Genomic DNA, 16,957 nt, shown 5'->3' with positions numbered 1-16,957 from the left:
GCTCAGTGACCGGAGACGGGGCGCGGGGTGTAGGGCCGCTCCAGTTCCTCGATCTCCTTGTCGGTCAGCCGCAGTCCGACGGCCGCCACCGCGTCGTCGAGGTGCCCCGGCCGGGCGGCGCCGACGATCGGCGCGGTCACCGTGTCCCGGTGCAGCAGCCAGGCCAGCGCCACCTGGGCACGCGGCACACCGCGCTCGCCGGCGATGCGGGTGACGGCCTCCACGATGGCGCGGTCGCCCTCCTGGTAGAGGGTGCTGCCGAAGGCGTCGGTGCTGCTGCGCCGGGTGCTGGTCCCCCAGTCCCGGGTGAGGCGGCCCCGGGCCAGCGGGCTCCACGGCAGGACGCCGACGCCCTGGTCCGCGCAGAGCGGCAGCATCTCGCGCTCCTCCTCGCGGTACAGCAGGTTGTAGTGGTTCTGCATGGACACGAACCGGGTCCAGCCGTGCCGCTCGGCGGCGTGCTGCAGCTTGGCGAACTGCCAGGCGTACATCGAACTCGCCCCGAGGTAGCGCACCTTGCCGGCCTTCACCAGGTCGTGCAGGGCCTCCATCGTCTCCTCGACCGGGGTGTCCGGGTCGAAGCGGTGGATCTGGTAGAGGTCCACGTAGTCGGTGCCCAGGCGGCGCAGGCTGTGGTCGATCTCGGTCATGATCGCCTTGCGGGAGAGGCCGGCGCCGTTGGGGCCGGGCCGCATCCGGCCGTGCACCTTGGTGGCGAGGACGATCTCGTCCCGGCGGGCGAAGTCGGCCAGGGCCCGGCCGACGATCTCCTCGCTGGTGCCGTCGGAGTAGACGTTGGCCGTGTCGAAGAAGGTGACGCCCGCCTCCAGCGCCTGCCGGATCAGCGGCCGGGACGCCTCCTCGTCCAGGGTCCACTCGTGCGTACCGCGGTCGGGGACCCCGTAGGTCATACAGCCCAGACAGATCCGGGACACGTCCAGGCCGGTCGTGCCGAGCTTCACGTACTGCATCGTCGCTGCTCCTGCGGTCGGTGGGGTGACAGGGGGAGGGTACGTGCCGGGGTGCGTCCGGGGCGCGGGCGGGTTGCTGCCCCCAGGTGACGGCCCGGCGTGGGAGCGGCCGGGACTCCGGGGCGCTGCCGCATGCTCGGCGCAGACGTCCGGCGTCCGGCCGGTCGTGCCGTCCCGGGAGGAAAGCGTGCCGAGCCGTCCCAGAAGCGTCCCGATCCTGACCGGCGCGGCCCTGGTCTGTCTGGCCCTGGTGCCGCCCGCGTGGGGCCGGCCGGGTCCCGCGCCGGACCCGGCGGCCGAGGCGGCGTCGACGCTGTGCGCCCCGGCCGGAACCCTTCGCGGGGCGGGCGGGCAGCGGGCCGCGGTCCTGCTCTGCGCGGGCGGCGGCCCCCGCGGACTGTCGGTGTCCGCGCCCGCGACCTGCCGGGTGCCGGGGACGGCCGCCCGGTACGCCTGTCTGACCTCCGGCACCTGGACCGCCCGCCGCGCCGGGCGGACCGTCGCCTCGGGCGCCCTGCCCGGCGCGGACGCCGTCTACCCGGGCCCGGGGACGTACACCATCACGGCCGAGGTGCGTGCCCGGTCCGCGCCGGAGGGCGTCGACCTGCGGGGCACGGTCCGCGCCTCCCTCACGTTGCGCACCCCCAGGCCCGCCCCCACCCATCGCGTCGAGGTCGACCGCACCGCCCTGCGCCCCGGCACCGGCACGACGCTCACCTACACCGTCCACCAGGACAGCGCGGCCGGCGACGGCAGCGCCCGGCTCGGTCTGATCGGCGAGGAGCGGACCGGGGTGCGGCTGGCCACCGACGACGCCCGCTGCGTCAGCCCGGTCACCGGCGGCGGCCCCGCCGGGACCCGGCTGCGGCACGCCCTCGACTGCGCGCTCACCGGCCTGCGGCCGGGCCGCCCGGCCACCGTCCGGGTGCGCGTCACCCTGGGCCCGGCCTGCTCCACGGTCGTCTCCAGGCTGGGCTACTGGCTGCCCCGCGGCCAGGAGGTGACCGGCGGCATGCTGCCGGGTCCGACGGTCCGCTGCGGCTAGGACGCACCGTCGGGCGACGCTTCAGGAGACGGTGATGGCGCTCACCGGGCAGGCCCGGGCCGCCTCGCGGACCAGGGGGCTGCCGGCGCCGTCCTCGCGGCCCGGCAGGAGGGTGCTGTAGCCGTCGTCGTCCTGGGTGAACACGTCGGGGGCGGTCAGGGCGCACTGGCCGGCGCCGATGCAGGCGTCCTTGTCGATGTCGATACGCATGTGCGGAGCCTCCTACCAGGCCACCGGGAGTTCCAGCATCCCCTGGATCGTGTCGCCGGGTTTGAAGGGGATCTCCTCGGCCGGTGCGGCCAGGCGCAGCCCCGGCAGCCGGGCGATGAGGGTGCCGAGGGCGATCTCCATCTCGGCGCGGGCCAGGTTCTGGCCGAGGCACTGGTGGATGCCGAAGCCGAACGCGACGTGGTGGCGGGCGGGGCGGTGGAAGTCCAGGGTGTCGGGTTCGGGGTAGACGGCCGCGTCGCGGTTGATCACGGAGGTGGCGAAGACGACGCCCTCGCCGGCCCGGATGGTCTGCCCGTCGATCTCGATGTCCTCGGTGGCCAGCCGCAGCAGCCCGTCGGCGATGGACAGGGTCCGCATCAGCTCCTCCACCGCTTCGGGCAGCAGACCGGGGTCGGCGCGGAGCTCGGCCAGCCGGTCGGGGTGCCGCAGCAGGGTGTAGGTGCCCAGCGAGATCATGTTGGCGGTGGTCTCGTGGCCCGCGACCAGCAGGATCAGCGCCAGCGAGACCAGTTCGGCGCGGTCGGTCGCGCCCTCGGCGAGGGGGCCGCGCACCAGTTCGTCGAGGAGTCCCGTACCGGGTTCGTCGACCTTGCGGTCGATGAGCCCGCCGAGGTACTCCTCCAGCCGGTCGCGGGCCCGGTACACGTCGGCGGCGGCCGGGCCGCGCAGCAGCGTGCGGGACTGCTCCTGGAAGAACTCGTGGTCGGCGTAGGGGACGCCGAGCAGGGCGCAGATCACCATCGAGGGGACGGGCAGCGCGAAGGCGCTCACCAGGTCGGCGGGCGGCCCCTGGGCGATCATGGCGTCGAGGTGTTCGTCCACGATCCGCTGGATCTCGGGGCGCAGCGCGACGGCCCGCTTGAGGGTGAACTCGGGCAGCACCATCCGGCGCTGGGTCCGGTGCTCGGGGTCGTCGACGCCGAGCAGGGCGGCGCCGCGGCGGTCCGGCGGTACCACGAGGCGGGGCGCGGTGACGGGGAAGCCGTCGCGGGTGCGGTCGGTGGACAGCCGCTGGTCGGCGAGGAGGCGGCGGGCGGCCGAGTGGCCGGTGACCAGCCAGGCCCGGCGGCCGTCGTAGAGGGTGACGCGGGCCAGCGGCCGGGCGGCGCGCAGCGGGTCGTAGCCGGTGGGCGGGTGGTAGGGACAGGTCCGGTCCTGGGGGAAGGCGACGGTGGTGGTCGTGTCCGTCATGAAGACCTCGCAGACGAAGAAGTGCGTCGTGCCGATCTTCATTAGATGCCCAGGGCATCTAGGTGGCGACGTGAAGTTCGGCCAGATCGCCGCCGGTGGCGAAGTGGCCGGAGTTCGACGCTCCGCGGACCGGGACGGACCAGCTCACGGGCGCGGGGCACGGTGGCCGGGGGGCGGGACTGGCGTGATCGGGCCGTCCGGCGGCGGCACCGGTCCGCCGGTTCCCGTCGGGCACCGGGAGCCCCGCCGGTGCGGCGGACCGGGCGGACGGGGTAGGGATCACTACCGCGCCGCGCGGTGCCGGACGGCGGTGCGCGGCGGAAACCGACGAAAGGGTACGGATGCCATGCCTCTTGAGGGCGAGTACGAACCCAGCCCGACGCGGTGGGTGCGCGAACAGGTGGAGCTGTACGAGAGTTCCGGGGGCACGGAGGGGACCACGCTCCGGGACACCGGGCTGCCGGTGGTCGTGCTGACCACGCGGGGCGCCCGCAGCGGCAAGCTGCGCAAGACGCCGCTGATGCGGGTCGAGCACGAGGGCCGGTACGCCGTGGTCGCCTCCTACGGCGGAGCGCCGCAGCACCCGGTCTGGTACCACAACGTCAAGGCCGACCCGCACGTGGAGCTGCAGGACGGGCCGGTCAAGCGGGACATGACGGCCCGTGAGGTCACCGGCCGGGAGAAGGCCGAGTGGTGGGAACGGGCCGTCGCGGCCTTCCCGCCGTACGCCGACTACCAGGAGAAGACCGACCGGGCGATCCCCGTCTTCGTCCTGGAGCCCTCCGAGGAGGGCTGAGCGCCGCGCGGGAGTTTTTTTCCGCGCGGGGCGCGCATGAACCGGCGGGTCCGGGGCAGGCGTGCTTCAGGCCCCGCCGCGTTCCCCCGTCGCGGCGGGGCTTTCGGCTGCCTCCCGCGCCGGCCGGTCGGTCACGTCGAGGAAGATCTGCCCCGCCTCGGGGACGGTGTGCGCGATGGACCGCTTGATGCGCACGGCGACCTCCTCGACCCGTTCGCTGTCCAGGCCGGGCACCAGGTCGATGCGGGCCGCCACCAGGGTGGAGTCCAGGCCGGTCTTCATGGTGAACAGGGCCTCCACGCTGTCGATCTCCGGCTGGGCCCGCAGCAGCTCCCGGATCCGGCCGCTGGCCTCGGGGTCGGCGGCCTCCCCGATCAACTGGTCCCGGGCGTCGCGGCCGAGCCGGTAGGCTACGTACCCGAGCAGGGCGCCGATGGCGAGCGAGGCGGACGCCTCCCACACCACGTCGCCGGTGACCATGTGCAGGGCCATGCCGATGATGGCGAGCGTCACGCCGAGCACCGCGGTGCCGTCCTCGGCGACGACGGTGCGTAGCGCCGGGTCGCCGAGGCCGCCGCCCTGCCGGCGCACCTGGTGCAGGGCGCGCAGCAGCGAGGCGCCCTCGGCGAGCAGGGCGACGCCGAGCACGATCAGGCCGGCGATGTAGCCGCTCAGCTCCTCCTCGGCGCCCTTACGGAGGGCCTCGACGCCCTGGAAGACGGAGAAGCAGCCGCCCATGACGAAGATGCCGACGGCCGCGAGGAGCGACCAGAAGTACCGTTCCTTGCCGTAGCCGAAGGGGTGCCGGCGGTCGGCGGGACGCCGGCTGCGGCGCAGGGCGGCGAGGAGGAAGACCTCGTTGAGGCTGTCGGCGACGGAGTGCGCCGCCTCCGACAGCAGCGCGGGCGAGCCCGCCAGGACCCCGCCGATCGCCTTGGCGACGGCGATGACCAGGTTGGCCGCCAGGGCCACGAGGACGGTGACGCGGGTGTGCCGGTCCGTCTTCTCCTGCGCCCGCGTCCGCGTCCCCGCGGGTGTCGCCTCGTCCGCACCGGATGCTTCGTCCGCACCGGATGTCTCGTCCGTACGAAGTGTCTCGTCCGTACCGGATATTTCGTCCGTACGAGGTGTCTCGTCCGCACCGGATATCTCGTCCGTACGGGGGGTCGTCTCGTTCGTCGGTGTGCCGCTCACCCTTCGCCGGATGCCCCCGGCCGGGCCCGGTCACACCCGCTGTGCGGGTGGCCCGCCCGTGCCGGCGGCCGAAAACGGGGAACGCGTCCACCAGGGCACCCGCACGGCAGGGAGGAGAGGCCATGAGCGACGGCGACGGGGAGGCCGGCAACAGCGCGTACGGCCGGAAGGCGTTCAAGCGGTCCCGGAGCCACTTCGCGGACCGGATCACCGCCGACGGCCGGGACGGCTGGCCGGTGGAGCCCGGCCGTTACCGGCTGGTGGTCAGCCGGGCCTGCCCGTGGGCGAGCCGGGCGCTGGTCTCCCGGCGGCTGCTGGGTCTGGAGGAGGCGCTGTCGCTGGCGGTCGCCGACCCGATCCAGGACGACCGGAGCTGGCGCTTCACCCTCGACCCGGACGGCCGCGACCCGGTGCTCGGCATCCGCTGGCTCAGCGAGGCGTACGACAAGCGGGAGACCGGCTACCCGGGCGGGGTGAGCGTCCCGGCGATCGTGGACGTGCCCAGCGGGCGGCTGGTCACCAACGACTACCAGCAGATCACCCTCGACCTGGCCACCGAGTGGCGGGCCCTGCACCGGGCGGGCGCGCCGGACCTGTACCCCGAGGCGCGGCGCGCGGAGATCGACGAGGTGATGGCGGAGGTCTACCGGGACGTCAACAACGGCGTGTACCGGGCGGGGTTCGCCACCGGCCAGGAGGAGTACGAGGCGGCGTGCGCGGGGGTGTTCCGGCGACTGGAGCTGCTGGCGGCCCAACTGGAGCGGCAGCGCTACCTGGTCGGGGACACGATCACGGAGGCGGACATCCGGCTCTTCACCACGCTGGTGCGTTTCGACGCCGTCTATCACGGTCACTTCAAGTGCAACCGCTGGAAGCTGACGGAGCATCCGGTGCTGTGGGCGTACGCCCGGGACCTGTTCCAGACGCCCGGGTTCGGCGACACCGTCGACTTCGACCACATCAAGCGGCACTACTACCAGGTGCACACGGGCGTCAATCCGACCGGGATCGTGCCCCTGGGACCCGACCTGGCGGGCTGGCTCACCCCGCACCACCGCGAGGACCTGGGCGGCCGGCCGTTCGGCGACGGTACGCCGCCGGGTCCGGTCCGGCCCGGCGAGGAGGTCCCGGCGCGGGGCCGGCCCTGAGGCGCCGCGGACCCGCCGTCAACCCCTGAGAACCCCGAGACCCCGAGAACCCGAGGAGAACCTGTGGGAAAGAAGAAGAAGCAGAAGCTGCCCCTGGCCTACAAGCCGGTCGGCTTCGTCCTGGGCTGGGCGGGCGGCGCGCTGGCCGGGATGGCGTTCCAGAAGACCTGGAAGCTGATCCGGCACGAGGACGACGCGCCCGACGCCCTGGACCCGGACCGGGGCTGGGGTGAGATCCTGCTGGCCGCCGCGATCCAGGGGGCCCTCTTCGCCGCGGTGCGCAGCGTGGTGGACCGCTCGGGCGCCAAGGCCATCGAGCGGTCCACCGGCGTCTGGCCGACCCAGGCCGGCGGGCGCGACTGACGCCCGCCGCACCGCCGCCGCGCCGGCGGCCCCCTCGGGGCTCAGCCCTGTTTGGGGGCCGCCGACGCGTTGCGCAGCAGGGTGAAGGAGTGGCCCGCCGGGTCGGAGAAGCTGCGCTCCTCGTACGGGCCCGGCGCGTCCTTGGTCTCCAGGGGGCGGCCGCCGAGCCCCACGACCCCGCGCTCGGCCTCGTCCAGATCGTCGACGACGAAGTTGAGGTGGGCCTGGAGGGAGTTCTCGGGGCGGGGCCAGCTCGGCGGGGTGGCGTTGACGTCCCGGCGGAACGCCATGCGGAAGCCGTCGGCTCCCCTGATCTCGACGCGGTTGGCGGCGACGGCCGTCTCCTCCGCGCCCAGCAACTCCTTGTAGAACTCCGCGAGAATCTCGGGCTCGGCACAGTCGAGCACCACGACGCCCGCCTTCACCAGTGCCATGTTCCCCTCCGAAGGGTCCGGGGCGCGGGGCGGTCCTGCCCCGCCCCCGCTTCCTCTTGCGGATATCCCCGCCCGGCCGTTTCAGTCGGCCGGGGGCCCGAGTCCCGCGGCTCACCCGCGGGTTGCTTCGGGTACGGCGGTCGCCCGGAAGGTCCGCCGGTAGGCCCCCGGCGAGACCCCGATGGCGGCGTGCAGGTGCTGGCGCAGCGAGGCGCCGGTGGCGAAGCCGACCATCCCGGCGATGCGGTCGACCGGCAGGTCGCTGGCCTCCAGCAGATGCCGGGCCCGGGCGACGCGCTGCTGGATCAGCCAGCGTCCGGGGCTCAGGCCCACCTCGTCCTGGAAGCGGCGGGCGAAGGTGCGCAGGCTCATCCCGGCGTGCGCCGCGAGGTCGGTCAGGGTCAGCGGCTCGTCGAGGTGCTCCAGCGCCCAGGCGCGGGTGGCGCCGGTGCCGGCGGAGCCCGCCTGCGGCACCGGCTGCTCGATGTACTGGGCCTGGCCGCCCTCCCGGAACGGCGGGACCACGCAGCGGCGGGCGACGGCGTTGGCCAGGTCGCTGCCGTGGTCCTCGCGGACCAGGTGGAGGCAGACGTCGATGCCGGAGGCGGCGCCGGCCGAGGTCAGCACCCGTCCGTCGTCGACGAAGAGGACGTCCGGGTCGAGCCGGACGCGGGGGAACATCCGCCGGAAGGCGTCGGCGAGCTGCCAGTGGGTGGTCGCCCGGTGGCCGTCCAGGAGCCCGGCCGCGGCCAGCACGAAGGCGCCGGTGCAGATGGAGACCAGGCGGGCGGTGGGCCGGACCAGCGCCAGGGCGGCGCGCACCTCGGCGGGCGGTTCGGCGGTGACCCGGGACGGGGCGACCGCGGCGACGACCACCGTGTCGGCGGTGGCCAGCACCTCGGGACCGTGGTCGGCGGTGACCGTGAAACCGGCGTCGGTGCGCACCGGGCGGCCGTCGGCGGTGCAGGTCAGCACCTCGTAGCGGCCGTCGGCGGCGCCCAGGATGCGGCTGGGGATGCCCAGCTCGAAGGCGTAGACGCCGTCGAGGGCGAGGACCACGACCCGTTCCGGGCGTCGGGAGAGCTGCATGGCACGATCGTAGCGGAGCATGGCAGTCCTGCCATTTTCCGGACGGGCGGAAGACGGCAGGCTGGGTGACCATGAGCGATGTGAACACCATGCGAGCCATCACCCAGAACGTCCTCGGCGGTCCCGAGGTCCTCGAGGAAGTACGTCTGCCCCGCCCGGCGCCGCGCCCGAACGAGGTGCTGGTGCGGGTGCGCGCGGCCGGCGTCAACCCGACCGACTGGAAGCACCGCGCGACCGGCGGCTTCCTCGGCGAGCCCCCCTTCACGCTGGGCTGGGACGTGTCCGGCACGGTCGAGGAGACGGGGGTCGGCGTCGCCGCCTTCCAGCCCGGCGACGAGGTCTTCGGCATGCTGTCGTACCCCTTCGGCCACGGCTCCCACGCCGAGTACGTCGCCGCCCCGGCGCGCTTCTTCTGGCACAAGCCGGCCGGGGTCGACCACGTACAGGCGGGCGCGCTGCCGCTGGTCTCGCTGACCGCGTGGCAGGCGCTGGTGGAGCGGGCGGAGCTGCGGCCGGGGCAGCGGGTGCTGATCCACGCGGCGGCCGGCGGGGTGGGCCATGTGGCGGTGCAGATCGCCAAGGCCCGCGGCGCCCATGTGATCGGCACGGCCAGCGCGGGCAAGCACGACTTCCTGCGCTCCATCGGCGTGGACGAGCCGGTGGACTACCACGAGACGGACGTCACCGAGGCGTTCAAGGACGTCGACGTGGTGCTGGACACGCTCGGCGGCGACACGGCGGTGAAGTCGCTGCGGGTGCTGCGGCCGGGCGGGGTCGTGGTGTCGATCCTGCCGGTCGGCTCGGACGAGTTCCCCCGGGAGGCGGAGCGGCTCGGCGTACGGGCGGTGCGGATGCTGGTCGACGCCGACCAGGCCGGGATGCGGGAGATCGCCGCCCTGGTGGAGGCGGGCAAGCTGCGGGCCTCGGTGGAGCGGACCTTCCCGCTGGCCGACGCGGCCGGGGCGCACGCGCTGGGCGAGCAGGGGCGGACCACGGGCAAGCTGGTGCTGGTGGTGGACTGAGCGGGCGGGCCGCCCCGGCCGGTCCCCGGCGTCTCCCCGGATACGTGGGGTGTGCAGTACTTGAGATTTCGATGACATATGTCAATCGAACATGCTCGAATTCCCTCGGACGGGGTAACTTGCGGGGCACGTAGGGGCGTTGGGGTGTCGGCGCCCACCGCCCGGGGAGCCGACTGGAGGCGATGTCGTGTGCGGCAGGAACCCGCACCGCTCAGCCGGTATCTGCGCGTGCGCCACGTCCGGGGGCACACGGTGCTGGAGTTCCGCGGCGAGATCGACATCGCCGCGGCCGACGAGATCGTCCCGCATCTGGACCGGGCGACGGGCCGCCCCGGCGCCCGGGTGGTGCTGGACCTCAGCCGGGTGGAGTTCTTCGACTGCTCCGGGCTGCGGCTGCTGTACCGCGCCCGGAGCCGGGTCCTGAGCCACGGCGGCGAACTGCACCTGGTGTGCGCGCACGCTCTGACCCTGCGCGTGCTGCGCATCACCGGCCTGTCCCGGCTGCTGCCGCCCCGGCCCACCCTGGAGGACGCGCTGGGCCGCCCCGGCGCGCCCTCCGGCTCGCTCTGACGCCGGGCCGCACGGCGCGGGCGCGTGCCAACTGGCCGGTCTGCCAAGGGAAGTGAGGGGCATCCGGTCAGTAGGAAGGAGGGCCGTCGCCATGTCGACTCCCATCGGACGCCAGCCCCGGCGCCTCCCGGCCTGGGTGAAGGTGCTGTCCGCGTTCGCGCTGGTGCTCGCCGTGCTGTTCGCCGGGTTCCGGCTGAGCCTGATCCCGGGCCTGAAGGACCTGTTCGGCACCGAGACCCGGGACCGGTCGGGCCCCGCGCTGCTGGAGTCCATCCAGGACCTCAGCCGCTACCAGGCCGCCACCGGGAACTTCCAGGTCGTGGTCGACCTGGAGAAGGACACCAAGTTCGTGCCCGACGCCATCCGCGGCAGCCGCACCCTGTACGTCGGGGCGGGCAGCGTCGACTCCTACGTGGACCTCGGCAAGGTCGGCGACGGCGATGTGACGGTGAACGAGGACCGCACCGCCGCCACGCTGAGGCTGCCGCACGCCGCGCTCGCCAAGCCGGCCCTGGACCCCGACCGCTCCTACGCCGTCTCCAAGGAGCGCGGCCTGTTCGACCGGCTCGGCGACCTGTTCTCCGACAACCCCAACGGCGAGCAGGCGGTGCAGAAACTCGCGGTCCGGCACATCGGCGAGGCGGCGAAGGAGAGCGGGCTGAACGCGCGGGCCGAGAGCAACACCACCCGCATGCTCCAGGGCCTGCTGCACTCCCTCGGCTTCGAAAAGGTGCGGGTGACCTACGGCGACTGAGCATCGCCGGCACACCGGCGGGTAACCGCCGTAGCACACGGGGAAGTTCACACTGGAGGAGACCCAATGGCTCGTGCCGGCACATGGCCGCGCTCCCTGCTGCGCCCCCGCACCGATCCCGGCCCCGACGGGCCCGCCGCCCGCGGGGAACCGGCCGTCGAGCGGGCGGAGCCGGAGCCCGTACGGCGTCCGCTGCCCTGGCCGCTGCGGCTGCTGGCGGTGGTGTGCGCGTTCCTGTTCATGGTGGCCTTCGCGGTGGTGCTGGCGCGGCTCACGCTCAATCCCTCGCCCGCCTCGGAGGCGTTCACCCACACCAATCTGCACCCCGGGCGCTCCCTGGAGGCGTATCTCAACCAGCCCGCGCTGCGCGACGCGGTCAAGCAGATCGGCGGGAACGTGCTGCTCGGCGTCCCGTTCGGGGTGCTGGTCCCGGTGGTCGCGCCGCGCACCCGCGGGGTGCTGCGGGTGCTGCTGCTGACCGCCGTCGTCATGCTGCTGGTCGAGTGCGCCCAGGGCGCGATGGTCACCGGCCGCGCCTTCGACATCGACGACGTGATCCTCAACACCACGGGCGCGCTCCTGGGCTACCTGCTGCTCGGGCGGCGGATGAGCCGCGCGGTGCACGCCCGCCGCGTCCGGGCCTGAGCGGCGGACCCGGGACGGTCAGTGCGGTCTCCAGGTGAACTTGTCGCCGCCCACCCAGCGGACGGTCTCCGGGTCGTCCAGGTCGTGCACGGTGATGCCGAACGCGGCGGCGGCCTGGAGGACGTCGGTGACGTCCCGGGCCTCGCCGACGACCTGACCGTCGATCTCCACGATCCGGAACGGCGGGGTGCCCGGCTGGACCCCGAGCACCAGGATCCGCGGCCGGGCGATGTACGGGCTCGCGATTTCGGTCATAGGTCGAGCGTAGAGCGGCCCGGCCGGTCCTGACCGGGCCGCTCAGCCGCCGATCAGGTCGAGGACGGCCGCCTCCACCGCGCCCTGGGTGGCCGGACGGCCGAAGTGCCCGTGCTCGCCCAGTCGGGTGAGCACCGGGGCGATCGTCCGCCCCTGCTCGAACTGCTCGAAGACCCGCGGGTCGATGTACGAGGCCCGGCAGACCGCCGGGGTGTTGCCCAGGTAGTGGCTGACCTCCCGCACCGCCCGGCTCATCTGCCGGCGCCGGGCCGCCGCGGTGGCGCGGGCGTCCTCGGCGGTGACGGACAGGGCGACCGCCGCGAGGACCGTCGCGTGCCAGGTGCGGAAGTCCTTGGCGGTGATGTCCGTGCCGGACAGCTTCGCCAGCGCCTCGTTCAGGTCGTCGCTGTGCAGGTCGTGCCAGGCGCCCCGCTCCCAGTACGCCAGCAACTGGTCCCCGCCCCGCCGGCGCCGCAGCAGCGCCCGTACGACGGCGTGGGCGTCCTCGTCGACCAGTGCGCGGACGAGTTCGATGCCGCCCTTGGCCGGGTAGCTGAACGCGATCTCGCCGCGCCCGCAGGTGACGTGCTCGCGGAGCATGGTGGTGAGCCCGTACGTCCCGTTCTGCCGGGTGTGGCGGACGCTGCCGACGCGGAAGAAGCCCAGGTCGAGCAGGCGTACCGCGCAGGCGGTGACCCGGGCCCGGGTCAGTCCGCGGCCCGCCAGGTCGGCGCAGACCTGGCGGCGCAGCTCCGGCAGGGCCCGCGCCACCTCCCGTACGTGCTCGTGCTTGGCCTGGTCCTGCTGGGCGCGGAACTCCTCGTGGTACAGGTACTGGCGGCGACCGGCGTCGTCGGTGCCGACGGCCTGGAGGTGGCCGTTGGGCCAGGGGCATATCCACACGTCGCGCCAGGCGGGCGGGATGGTCAGGGCCTTGATCCGGGCCAGTTGGCCGGGGTCGGTGAGCGGCTCGCCGTGCTGGTCGAGGTAGCGGAAGCCGCGGCCGTGCCGGACCCGGCGGTAGCCGGGCCGGTCGCAGGAGCTGGTGCGCAGTCGCACGATGTCCCCCCTCCGGGTGCTCGTTCTCAGGGCCGCCGCCAGTCGTCGCTGGTCAGATGGGAGCCTGCCATCGGGCCCATGCGCAGCATGCCGCCGTCCACGCTCCAGGAGGCCCCGGTGACGTAGGAGCCGTCGGGTCCGGCGAGGAAGGCGATCACGGCGGCGACCTCTCGGGCGTCGCCGGGCCGGCCCAGCGGCACGCCCGGCCGGCGTTCGGTGTGCGGGTCGGTGTCCTCCTGGCCGGTCATGGGCGTGGCGATCTCGCCGGGGGCGACCGCGTTGACGGTGATGCCGTGCTCGGCCAGTTCCAGCGCCATCACCTGGGTGAGCAGCCCGAGCCCGCCCTTGGCCGCGCAGTAGGGGGCGGCGCCCACCCGCGGCTGGTGCTCGTGGACGGAGGTCACGTTGACGATCCGGCCGCCGTCGCCCTGCCGGATCATGCGGCGGGCCGCCTTCTGGCCGCACAGGAACGGCCCGGCGAGGTCCACGTCCAGGACGTGCCGCAGATCGTCCAGGCCCAGGTCGAGGAAGGGCGTGGCGGTGCCGGTCCCGGCGTTGTTGACCAGGACGTCGACCCGGCCGAGCCGTTCGCACAGGTCGTCGACGGTGTCCGCGGCGGCGGGCAGCTCGGTGAGGTCCACGCGACTGGTCTCGGCCCGCCGGCCCAGGGCGCGTACCTCCCGCGCCGTGCGCTCGGCGCCCTCCTCGTCGGTGTGCCAGGTGATGCCGATGTCCAGGCCGGCCTCGGCCAGGCGGACGGCGGTGGCCCGGCCGATGCCGGAGTCGGCGCCGGTGATCACGGCGACACGGGTGGGGTCGGGCATGGTGCCTCCTCGACGGCAGGGACACAAGTGACGGGGCATCGCAGTACCCGGGCGAGGTACCGGCAAACCACGGCGGACCCCGTCCCCCGCCGTGCGGGCGGCCCCCGACTGGGGAACCCTGGGGGCGAGGAGGTGGCTCATCCGATGGACCCCGTCGAGGCGCTGGACCGGATCGCGTTCCTGCTGGAGCGGTCGCTGGCCCCGGCGTACCGCGTCCGCGCGTTCCGCACGGCGGCCCGGGTGCTGTCCGGCCTGGCGGCGGACGAGGTGCGGCAGCGGGCGGACGCCGGTTCGCTGGAGTCGCTCAAGGGGGTCGGCCCGAAGACCGCCCAGGTGGTGCGGGAGGCGCTGGCCGGGCAGGTGCCGGGCTACCTGGAGAAGCTGGAAGGCGAGGCGGGCACCCCGGTGACCGAGGGCGGCGAGCGCCTGCGGGGGCTGCTGCGCGGCGACTGCCACCTGCACTCGGACTGGTCGGACGGCGGCAGCCCGATCGAGGAGATGGGGCGGACCGCGGCGGCCCTCGGGCACGAGTGGGCGGCGCTGACCGACCACTCCCCCAGGCTCACCGTGGCGCGCGGCCTGTCCCCCGAGCGGCTGCGCGAGCAGCTCGACGTGGTGGCCCGGCTGAACGAGACCTGGGCGCCGTTCCGGCTGCTGACCGGCATCGAGTGCGACATCCTGGAGGACGGCTCGCTCGACCAGGAGCCGGAGCTGCTGGAGCGGCTCGACGTGGTGGTGGTGTCGGTGCACTCCAAGCTGCGGATGGACGCCCGCTCGATGACCCGCCGCATGCTGGCCGCCGTACGCGACCCGCACGCCGATGTCCTCGGCCACTGCACCGGGCGGCTGGTGACCGGGCGGGGGCGGCCGGAGTCGGAGTTCGACGCGGCGGAGGTCTTCGCGGCCTGCGCGGAGAGCGGCACCGCCGTGGAGATCAACAGCCGGCCCGAGCGGCTGGACCCGCCGCGGCAACTGCTGCGGCAGGCGGTGGCCGCGGGCACGCTGTTCTCGATCGACACCGACGCGCACGCGCCGGGCCAGTTGGACTGGCAGATCCTCGGCTGCGCGCGGGCCGAGGAGTGCGGGGTGGACCCGGACCGGGTGGTCACCACCTGGTCCCTGGACGAGTTGCTGGCCTGGACCCGGGAGGGCCGTACGCCGGAGCGCGTGAAGGGCCGCTGACGTGGTACCCGCCGGGGGACCGAGGCACGAGGAGAGGAACGGTGCATGGAACGGGCCGCCGTGTTCGACGTCGACGGAACCCTGGTCGACACCAACCACCTGCACGTCACGGCCTGGTGGGAGGCGTTCCGGCAGGCCGGGCACCAGGTGCCCATGCACGCCGTGCACCGGGCCGTGGGCCTGCCCTCCACCGACCTGATCGCCCACCTGCTGGGCGAGGACCGCGACACCGGCCAGGACGACGGGATCAGCGCCGCGCACAAGGCGCTGTACGGGCAGTACTTCGACAGGCTGCCCGCCCTCCCGGACGCCGGGAACCTGCTGCGCCGGCTGGCCGCGGACGGCTGGACGGTGGTGCTGGCCACCTCGGCGGGCGGCGCGGAGCTGAGCGCGCTGCGCCGGGCCATCGACGCGGACGACGCCATCACGGCGACCGCGAGCGCCGACGACGTCGACGCGGGCAAGCCCGCGCCCGAGCCGGTCCAGCACGCCCTGGAGCTGGCCGGGGTGCCCGCCGAGCGGGCGGTGTTCGTCGGCGACACGGTCTGGGACATGCGCGCGGGCAGCTCGGCCGGGGTGCGCTGCGTGGGCATGCTGTGCGGCGGCATCCCCCGCGCCGACCTGGTCGACGCGGGCGCCGACGCGGTCTACGACGATCCCGCCGCGCTGCTCGCGGACCTGGCCAACGGCCCCTTCGCGTGAGGGCGCCGGGCTTCTTCGCGTGACAGCTCCGGGACTCTCCGCGGGACGAGGCCGGGCCTCTTCGCATGACGGCGCCGGACCTCTCGCGTGACGGCGCCGGGCCGCTTCGTGTGACGGTGCCGATCTTGCGGATACCCGTCCGGGCATGACGGACGTGAGGGACCGGGCCGGACGGCTGAGGGACGCGGTACGGCGGGACACGTACGCGGCGGGACAGGCCGCCCGGGCCGCCTGGCGGGCGCCGGGGCGCGAACGCGACCTGGTCAAGCAGTCGCTGAAGGCGGCCGCGGCCGGGCTGCTCGCCTGGTGCGTGGCGGGGGTCTGGATGGGCGACCCGATGGCCCTGATGGCGCCCTGGGTCGCGGTGGTGCTGGTGCAGGCCACCGTCTACAGCTCGGTACGGCAGGGCGCCCAGCAGTTCACCGCGATGTGCGTGGGCACCCTGGTGGCGTCCGGGGCGCAGGCGGTCACCGACGACACCACCGGCGCGCTGGCCCTGTGCCTGCCGCCGCTGATGCTGCTGGCCAACTGGGCACGCCTGGGCACCCAGGGCGTCTACGCCGCCACCACCGCCGTGTTCACCCTGGCCTCCGGGGCCGTCTCCGGCTCGGCGGTCGGGCACCGGCTGGCGCAGGCGGCGCTCGGCGCGATCATCGGGGTCGCCGTCAACGCGCTGGTGCTGCCCCCGATCCATCTGCGGGACGTCCGGGAGAACCTGGTCGCGCTGGTCCGGGACACCGGCGACGTGCTGCGGGACATCGCCGGGGGCCTGCGCCGCGAGGACTGGGACGCGCAGACCGCCGCCGACTGGTCCGACGGGGCGGCGGGGCTGCAGCGCCGGCTCGACGCGCTGCACTCGGCCCGCGCCTGGAGCCGGGAGAGCCTGCGGCTGACCTACGCCCCGCTGCGCGCCCTGCACCGGGTGCCGCCGACCTCCAGCGTGCCGCCGGAGGACGAGGACCTGCGGTGGGGCCGGGTCACCGGGCACGTCACCGCGCTCGCCCGGACCCTGGCCGTGACGGTCGACGACCACCGCACCCCCGCCCCGCCCGAGGGCCCGGTGCTGCGGCGCTACGCGCGCCTGCTGGAGCTGATCGGCGACACCTGCCACGCCGAGGCCGACCGCCTCGCGGGCACGGCCGGCGCGGACCGGCCCGGCCGGGCCGACCCGGCGGATCTGGACGATCTGCACGAGCGGCTCCAGGAGGGGCTGCGCGAGCACGCCCGGCGGGGCGCCGCGCCGACCGCCGTCCTGGGCACCCTGCTGCTCCAGGCCGAGAACATCTGGGCGGAGGTGCTGCCCGGCGGCGCCGACGGATGTGGTGACGCGGATCACCCCGTACCGGGACGAAACACGGAACATCAGGAGGTCCCGCACCGTTGAGACGATCGTGGGTGCGGACGGGACAGTGTCCCCGGGCCTCACCTTCTGCCCACAGGGACGATCGTCCGGCTGAAGCCCTGTGGAGCGTCTCGCCGAGA

The 16,957-nt window shown here is 74.4% G+C and carries 20 protein-coding genes; 11 read left to right on the top strand and 9 right to left on the bottom strand.

Features of this window, described 5'->3' with window-relative positions:
- Positions 1 to 2 precede the first annotated feature (2 nt).
- Positions 3 to 971 (bottom strand): aldo/keto reductase, encoded by a 969-nt coding sequence (locus IE316_RS12735; protein WP_190204370.1) that lies wholly within the window; start codon positions 969 to 971, stop codon positions 3 to 5.
- Positions 972 to 1,158: 187 nt separating this feature from the next.
- On the opposite strand from IE316_RS12735, the gene IE316_RS12730 reads away from it, so the two are divergent.
- Positions 1,159 to 2,016 (top strand): hypothetical protein, encoded by an 858-nt coding sequence (locus IE316_RS12730; RefSeq protein ID WP_190204369.1) that lies wholly within the window; start codon positions 1,159 to 1,161, stop codon positions 2,014 to 2,016.
- A 21-nt stretch (positions 2,017 to 2,037) separates the two neighbouring features.
- On the opposite strand, the gene IE316_RS12725 is transcribed toward IE316_RS12730, so the two are convergent.
- Both IE316_RS12725 and IE316_RS12720 read right to left on the bottom strand, forming a co-directional pair.
- Positions 2,038 to 2,226: a ferredoxin gene (locus IE316_RS12725; protein ID WP_190204368.1), complete on the bottom strand. Its 189-nt coding sequence runs from the start codon at positions 2,224 to 2,226 to the stop codon at positions 2,038 to 2,040.
- 12 nt (positions 2,227 to 2,238) lie between these two features.
- A complete protein-coding gene (locus IE316_RS12720) occupies positions 2,239 to 3,438 on the bottom strand; it encodes a cytochrome P450 (protein WP_190204638.1) in 1,200 nt (399 codons plus the stop codon).
- 346 nt (positions 3,439 to 3,784) lie between these two features.
- Here IE316_RS12720 and IE316_RS12715 point away from each other — a divergent pair, with 346 nt between their 5' ends.
- On the top strand, positions 3,785 to 4,234 hold the full coding sequence (locus IE316_RS12715) for a nitroreductase family deazaflavin-dependent oxidoreductase (RefSeq protein ID WP_190204367.1): 450 nt from the start codon (positions 3,785 to 3,787) through the stop codon (positions 4,232 to 4,234).
- A 66-nt stretch (positions 4,235 to 4,300) separates the two neighbouring features.
- On the opposite strand, the gene IE316_RS12710 is transcribed toward IE316_RS12715, so the two are convergent.
- A complete protein-coding gene (locus tag IE316_RS12710; protein ID WP_190204637.1) occupies positions 4,301 to 5,206 on the bottom strand; it encodes a cation diffusion facilitator family transporter in 906 nt (301 codons plus the stop codon).
- A gap of 344 nt (positions 5,207 to 5,550) precedes the next feature.
- Between IE316_RS12710 and IE316_RS12705 the strand changes: the two genes are divergently transcribed.
- Complete coding sequence (locus tag IE316_RS12705) at positions 5,551 to 6,576, top strand: glutathione S-transferase family protein (protein ID WP_190204366.1); 1,026 nt, start codon at positions 5,551 to 5,553, stop codon at positions 6,574 to 6,576.
- 63 nt (positions 6,577 to 6,639) lie between these two features.
- The gene (locus tag IE316_RS12700) at positions 6,640 to 6,939 is read left to right on the top strand and encodes a DUF4235 domain-containing protein (protein ID WP_190204365.1); all 300 of its coding nucleotides are present in this window, start codon (positions 6,640 to 6,642) and stop codon (positions 6,937 to 6,939) included.
- A 41-nt stretch (positions 6,940 to 6,980) separates the two neighbouring features.
- Here the strand turns inward: IE316_RS12700 and IE316_RS12695 are convergent, their stop codons facing one another.
- Both IE316_RS12695 and IE316_RS12690 read right to left on the bottom strand, forming a co-directional pair.
- The gene (locus IE316_RS12695; protein WP_190204364.1) at positions 6,981 to 7,373 is read right to left on the bottom strand and encodes a VOC family protein; all 393 of its coding nucleotides are present in this window, start codon (positions 7,371 to 7,373) and stop codon (positions 6,981 to 6,983) included.
- Between the two features lie 111 nt (positions 7,374 to 7,484).
- A complete protein-coding gene (locus tag IE316_RS12690) occupies positions 7,485 to 8,462 on the bottom strand; it encodes a GlxA family transcriptional regulator (protein WP_190204363.1) in 978 nt (325 codons plus the stop codon).
- 71 nt (positions 8,463 to 8,533) lie between these two features.
- On the opposite strand from IE316_RS12690, the gene IE316_RS12685 reads away from it, so the two are divergent.
- From IE316_RS12685 to IE316_RS12670, 4 genes are all read left to right on the top strand, one after another.
- Positions 8,534 to 9,484 carry an NADP-dependent oxidoreductase gene (locus IE316_RS12685; RefSeq protein WP_190204362.1) on the top strand — a complete coding sequence of 317 codons (951 nt, stop codon included), beginning with the start codon at positions 8,534 to 8,536 and terminating at the stop codon, positions 9,482 to 9,484.
- Between the two features lie 189 nt (positions 9,485 to 9,673).
- Positions 9,674 to 10,054: an anti-sigma factor antagonist gene (locus tag IE316_RS12680; protein ID WP_190204361.1), complete on the top strand. Its 381-nt coding sequence runs from the start codon at positions 9,674 to 9,676 to the stop codon at positions 10,052 to 10,054.
- A gap of 91 nt (positions 10,055 to 10,145) precedes the next feature.
- Positions 10,146 to 10,808, top strand: coding sequence for a DUF4230 domain-containing protein (locus IE316_RS12675; RefSeq protein ID WP_190204360.1), 663 nt, complete (start codon positions 10,146 to 10,148; stop codon positions 10,806 to 10,808).
- 66 nt (positions 10,809 to 10,874) lie between these two features.
- Complete coding sequence (locus IE316_RS12670) at positions 10,875 to 11,453, top strand: VanZ family protein (protein WP_190204359.1); 579 nt, start codon at positions 10,875 to 10,877, stop codon at positions 11,451 to 11,453.
- Between the two features lie 18 nt (positions 11,454 to 11,471).
- Here the strand turns inward: IE316_RS12670 and IE316_RS12665 are convergent, their stop codons facing one another.
- Genes IE316_RS12665 through IE316_RS12655 form a run of 3 tightly spaced genes read right to left on the bottom strand, consistent with a single transcriptional unit; the run spans position 11,472 to position 13,591 of the window.
- Positions 11,472 to 11,708, bottom strand: coding sequence for a hypothetical protein (locus IE316_RS12665; protein WP_190204358.1), 237 nt, complete (start codon positions 11,706 to 11,708; stop codon positions 11,472 to 11,474).
- A gap of 42 nt (positions 11,709 to 11,750) precedes the next feature.
- Positions 11,751 to 12,767: a DNA topoisomerase IB gene (locus IE316_RS12660; RefSeq protein WP_190204357.1), complete on the bottom strand. Its 1,017-nt coding sequence runs from the start codon at positions 12,765 to 12,767 to the stop codon at positions 11,751 to 11,753.
- Positions 12,768 to 12,793: 26 nt separating this feature from the next.
- Positions 12,794 to 13,591, bottom strand: coding sequence for an SDR family oxidoreductase (locus IE316_RS12655; RefSeq protein ID WP_190204356.1), 798 nt, complete (start codon positions 13,589 to 13,591; stop codon positions 12,794 to 12,796).
- A gap of 144 nt (positions 13,592 to 13,735) precedes the next feature.
- On the opposite strand from IE316_RS12655, the gene IE316_RS12650 reads away from it, so the two are divergent.
- The 3 genes from IE316_RS12650 to IE316_RS12640 all read left to right on the top strand — a co-directional run bounded on the left by IE316_RS12650 (position 13,736) and on the right by IE316_RS12640 (position 16,859).
- Complete coding sequence (locus tag IE316_RS12650) at positions 13,736 to 14,773, top strand: PHP domain-containing protein (RefSeq protein WP_190204355.1); 1,038 nt, start codon at positions 13,736 to 13,738, stop codon at positions 14,771 to 14,773.
- A gap of 45 nt (positions 14,774 to 14,818) precedes the next feature.
- Positions 14,819 to 15,475 carry an HAD family hydrolase gene (locus IE316_RS12645; protein WP_190204354.1) on the top strand — a complete coding sequence of 219 codons (657 nt, stop codon included), beginning with the start codon at positions 14,819 to 14,821 and terminating at the stop codon, positions 15,473 to 15,475.
- 145 nt (positions 15,476 to 15,620) lie between these two features.
- The gene (locus IE316_RS12640; RefSeq protein WP_190204353.1) at positions 15,621 to 16,859 is read left to right on the top strand and encodes an FUSC family protein; all 1,239 of its coding nucleotides are present in this window, start codon (positions 15,621 to 15,623) and stop codon (positions 16,857 to 16,859) included.
- Positions 16,860 to 16,957 lie beyond the last annotated feature (98 nt).

Source organism: Streptomyces fumanus (assembly GCF_014655295.1).
Taxonomy (GTDB): domain Bacteria; phylum Actinomycetota; class Actinomycetes; order Streptomycetales; family Streptomycetaceae; genus Streptomyces; species Streptomyces fumanus.
Note: the sequence above shows the minus strand (reverse complement) of the source record. Positions and strands in the feature narration are given on the sequence as shown.

Coding starts and splice junctions, on each gene's coding strand:
- IE316_RS12735 (WP_190204370.1), bottom strand. CDS start 971: ATGCAGTACGTGAAGCTCGGCACGACCGGCCTGGACGTGTCCCGGATC.
- IE316_RS12725 (WP_190204368.1), bottom strand. CDS start 2,226: ATGCGTATCGACATCGACAAGGACGCCTGCATCGGCGCCGGCCAGTGC.
- IE316_RS12720 (WP_190204638.1), bottom strand. CDS start 3,438: ATGACGGACACGACCACCACCGTCGCCTTCCCCCAGGACCGGACCTGT.
- IE316_RS12715 (WP_190204367.1), top strand. CDS start 3,785: ATGCCTCTTGAGGGCGAGTACGAACCCAGCCCGACGCGGTGGGTGCGC.
- IE316_RS12705 (WP_190204366.1), top strand. CDS start 5,551: ATGAGCGACGGCGACGGGGAGGCCGGCAACAGCGCGTACGGCCGGAAG.
- IE316_RS12695 (WP_190204364.1), bottom strand. CDS start 7,373: ATGGCACTGGTGAAGGCGGGCGTCGTGGTGCTCGACTGTGCCGAGCCC.
- IE316_RS12690 (WP_190204363.1), bottom strand. CDS start 8,462: ATGCAGCTCTCCCGACGCCCGGAACGGGTCGTGGTCCTCGCCCTCGAC.
- IE316_RS12685 (WP_190204362.1), top strand. CDS start 8,534: ATGAGCGATGTGAACACCATGCGAGCCATCACCCAGAACGTCCTCGGC.
- IE316_RS12675 (WP_190204360.1), top strand. CDS start 10,146: ATGTCGACTCCCATCGGACGCCAGCCCCGGCGCCTCCCGGCCTGGGTG.
- IE316_RS12670 (WP_190204359.1), top strand. CDS start 10,875: ATGGCTCGTGCCGGCACATGGCCGCGCTCCCTGCTGCGCCCCCGCACC.
- IE316_RS12665 (WP_190204358.1), bottom strand. CDS start 11,708: ATGACCGAAATCGCGAGCCCGTACATCGCCCGGCCGCGGATCCTGGTG.
- IE316_RS12655 (WP_190204356.1), bottom strand. CDS start 13,591: ATGCCCGACCCCACCCGTGTCGCCGTGATCACCGGCGCCGACTCCGGC.
- IE316_RS12650 (WP_190204355.1), top strand. CDS start 13,736: ATGGACCCCGTCGAGGCGCTGGACCGGATCGCGTTCCTGCTGGAGCGG.
- IE316_RS12645 (WP_190204354.1), top strand. CDS start 14,819: ATGGAACGGGCCGCCGTGTTCGACGTCGACGGAACCCTGGTCGACACC.
- IE316_RS12640 (WP_190204353.1), top strand. CDS start 15,621: ATGACGGACGTGAGGGACCGGGCCGGACGGCTGAGGGACGCGGTACGG.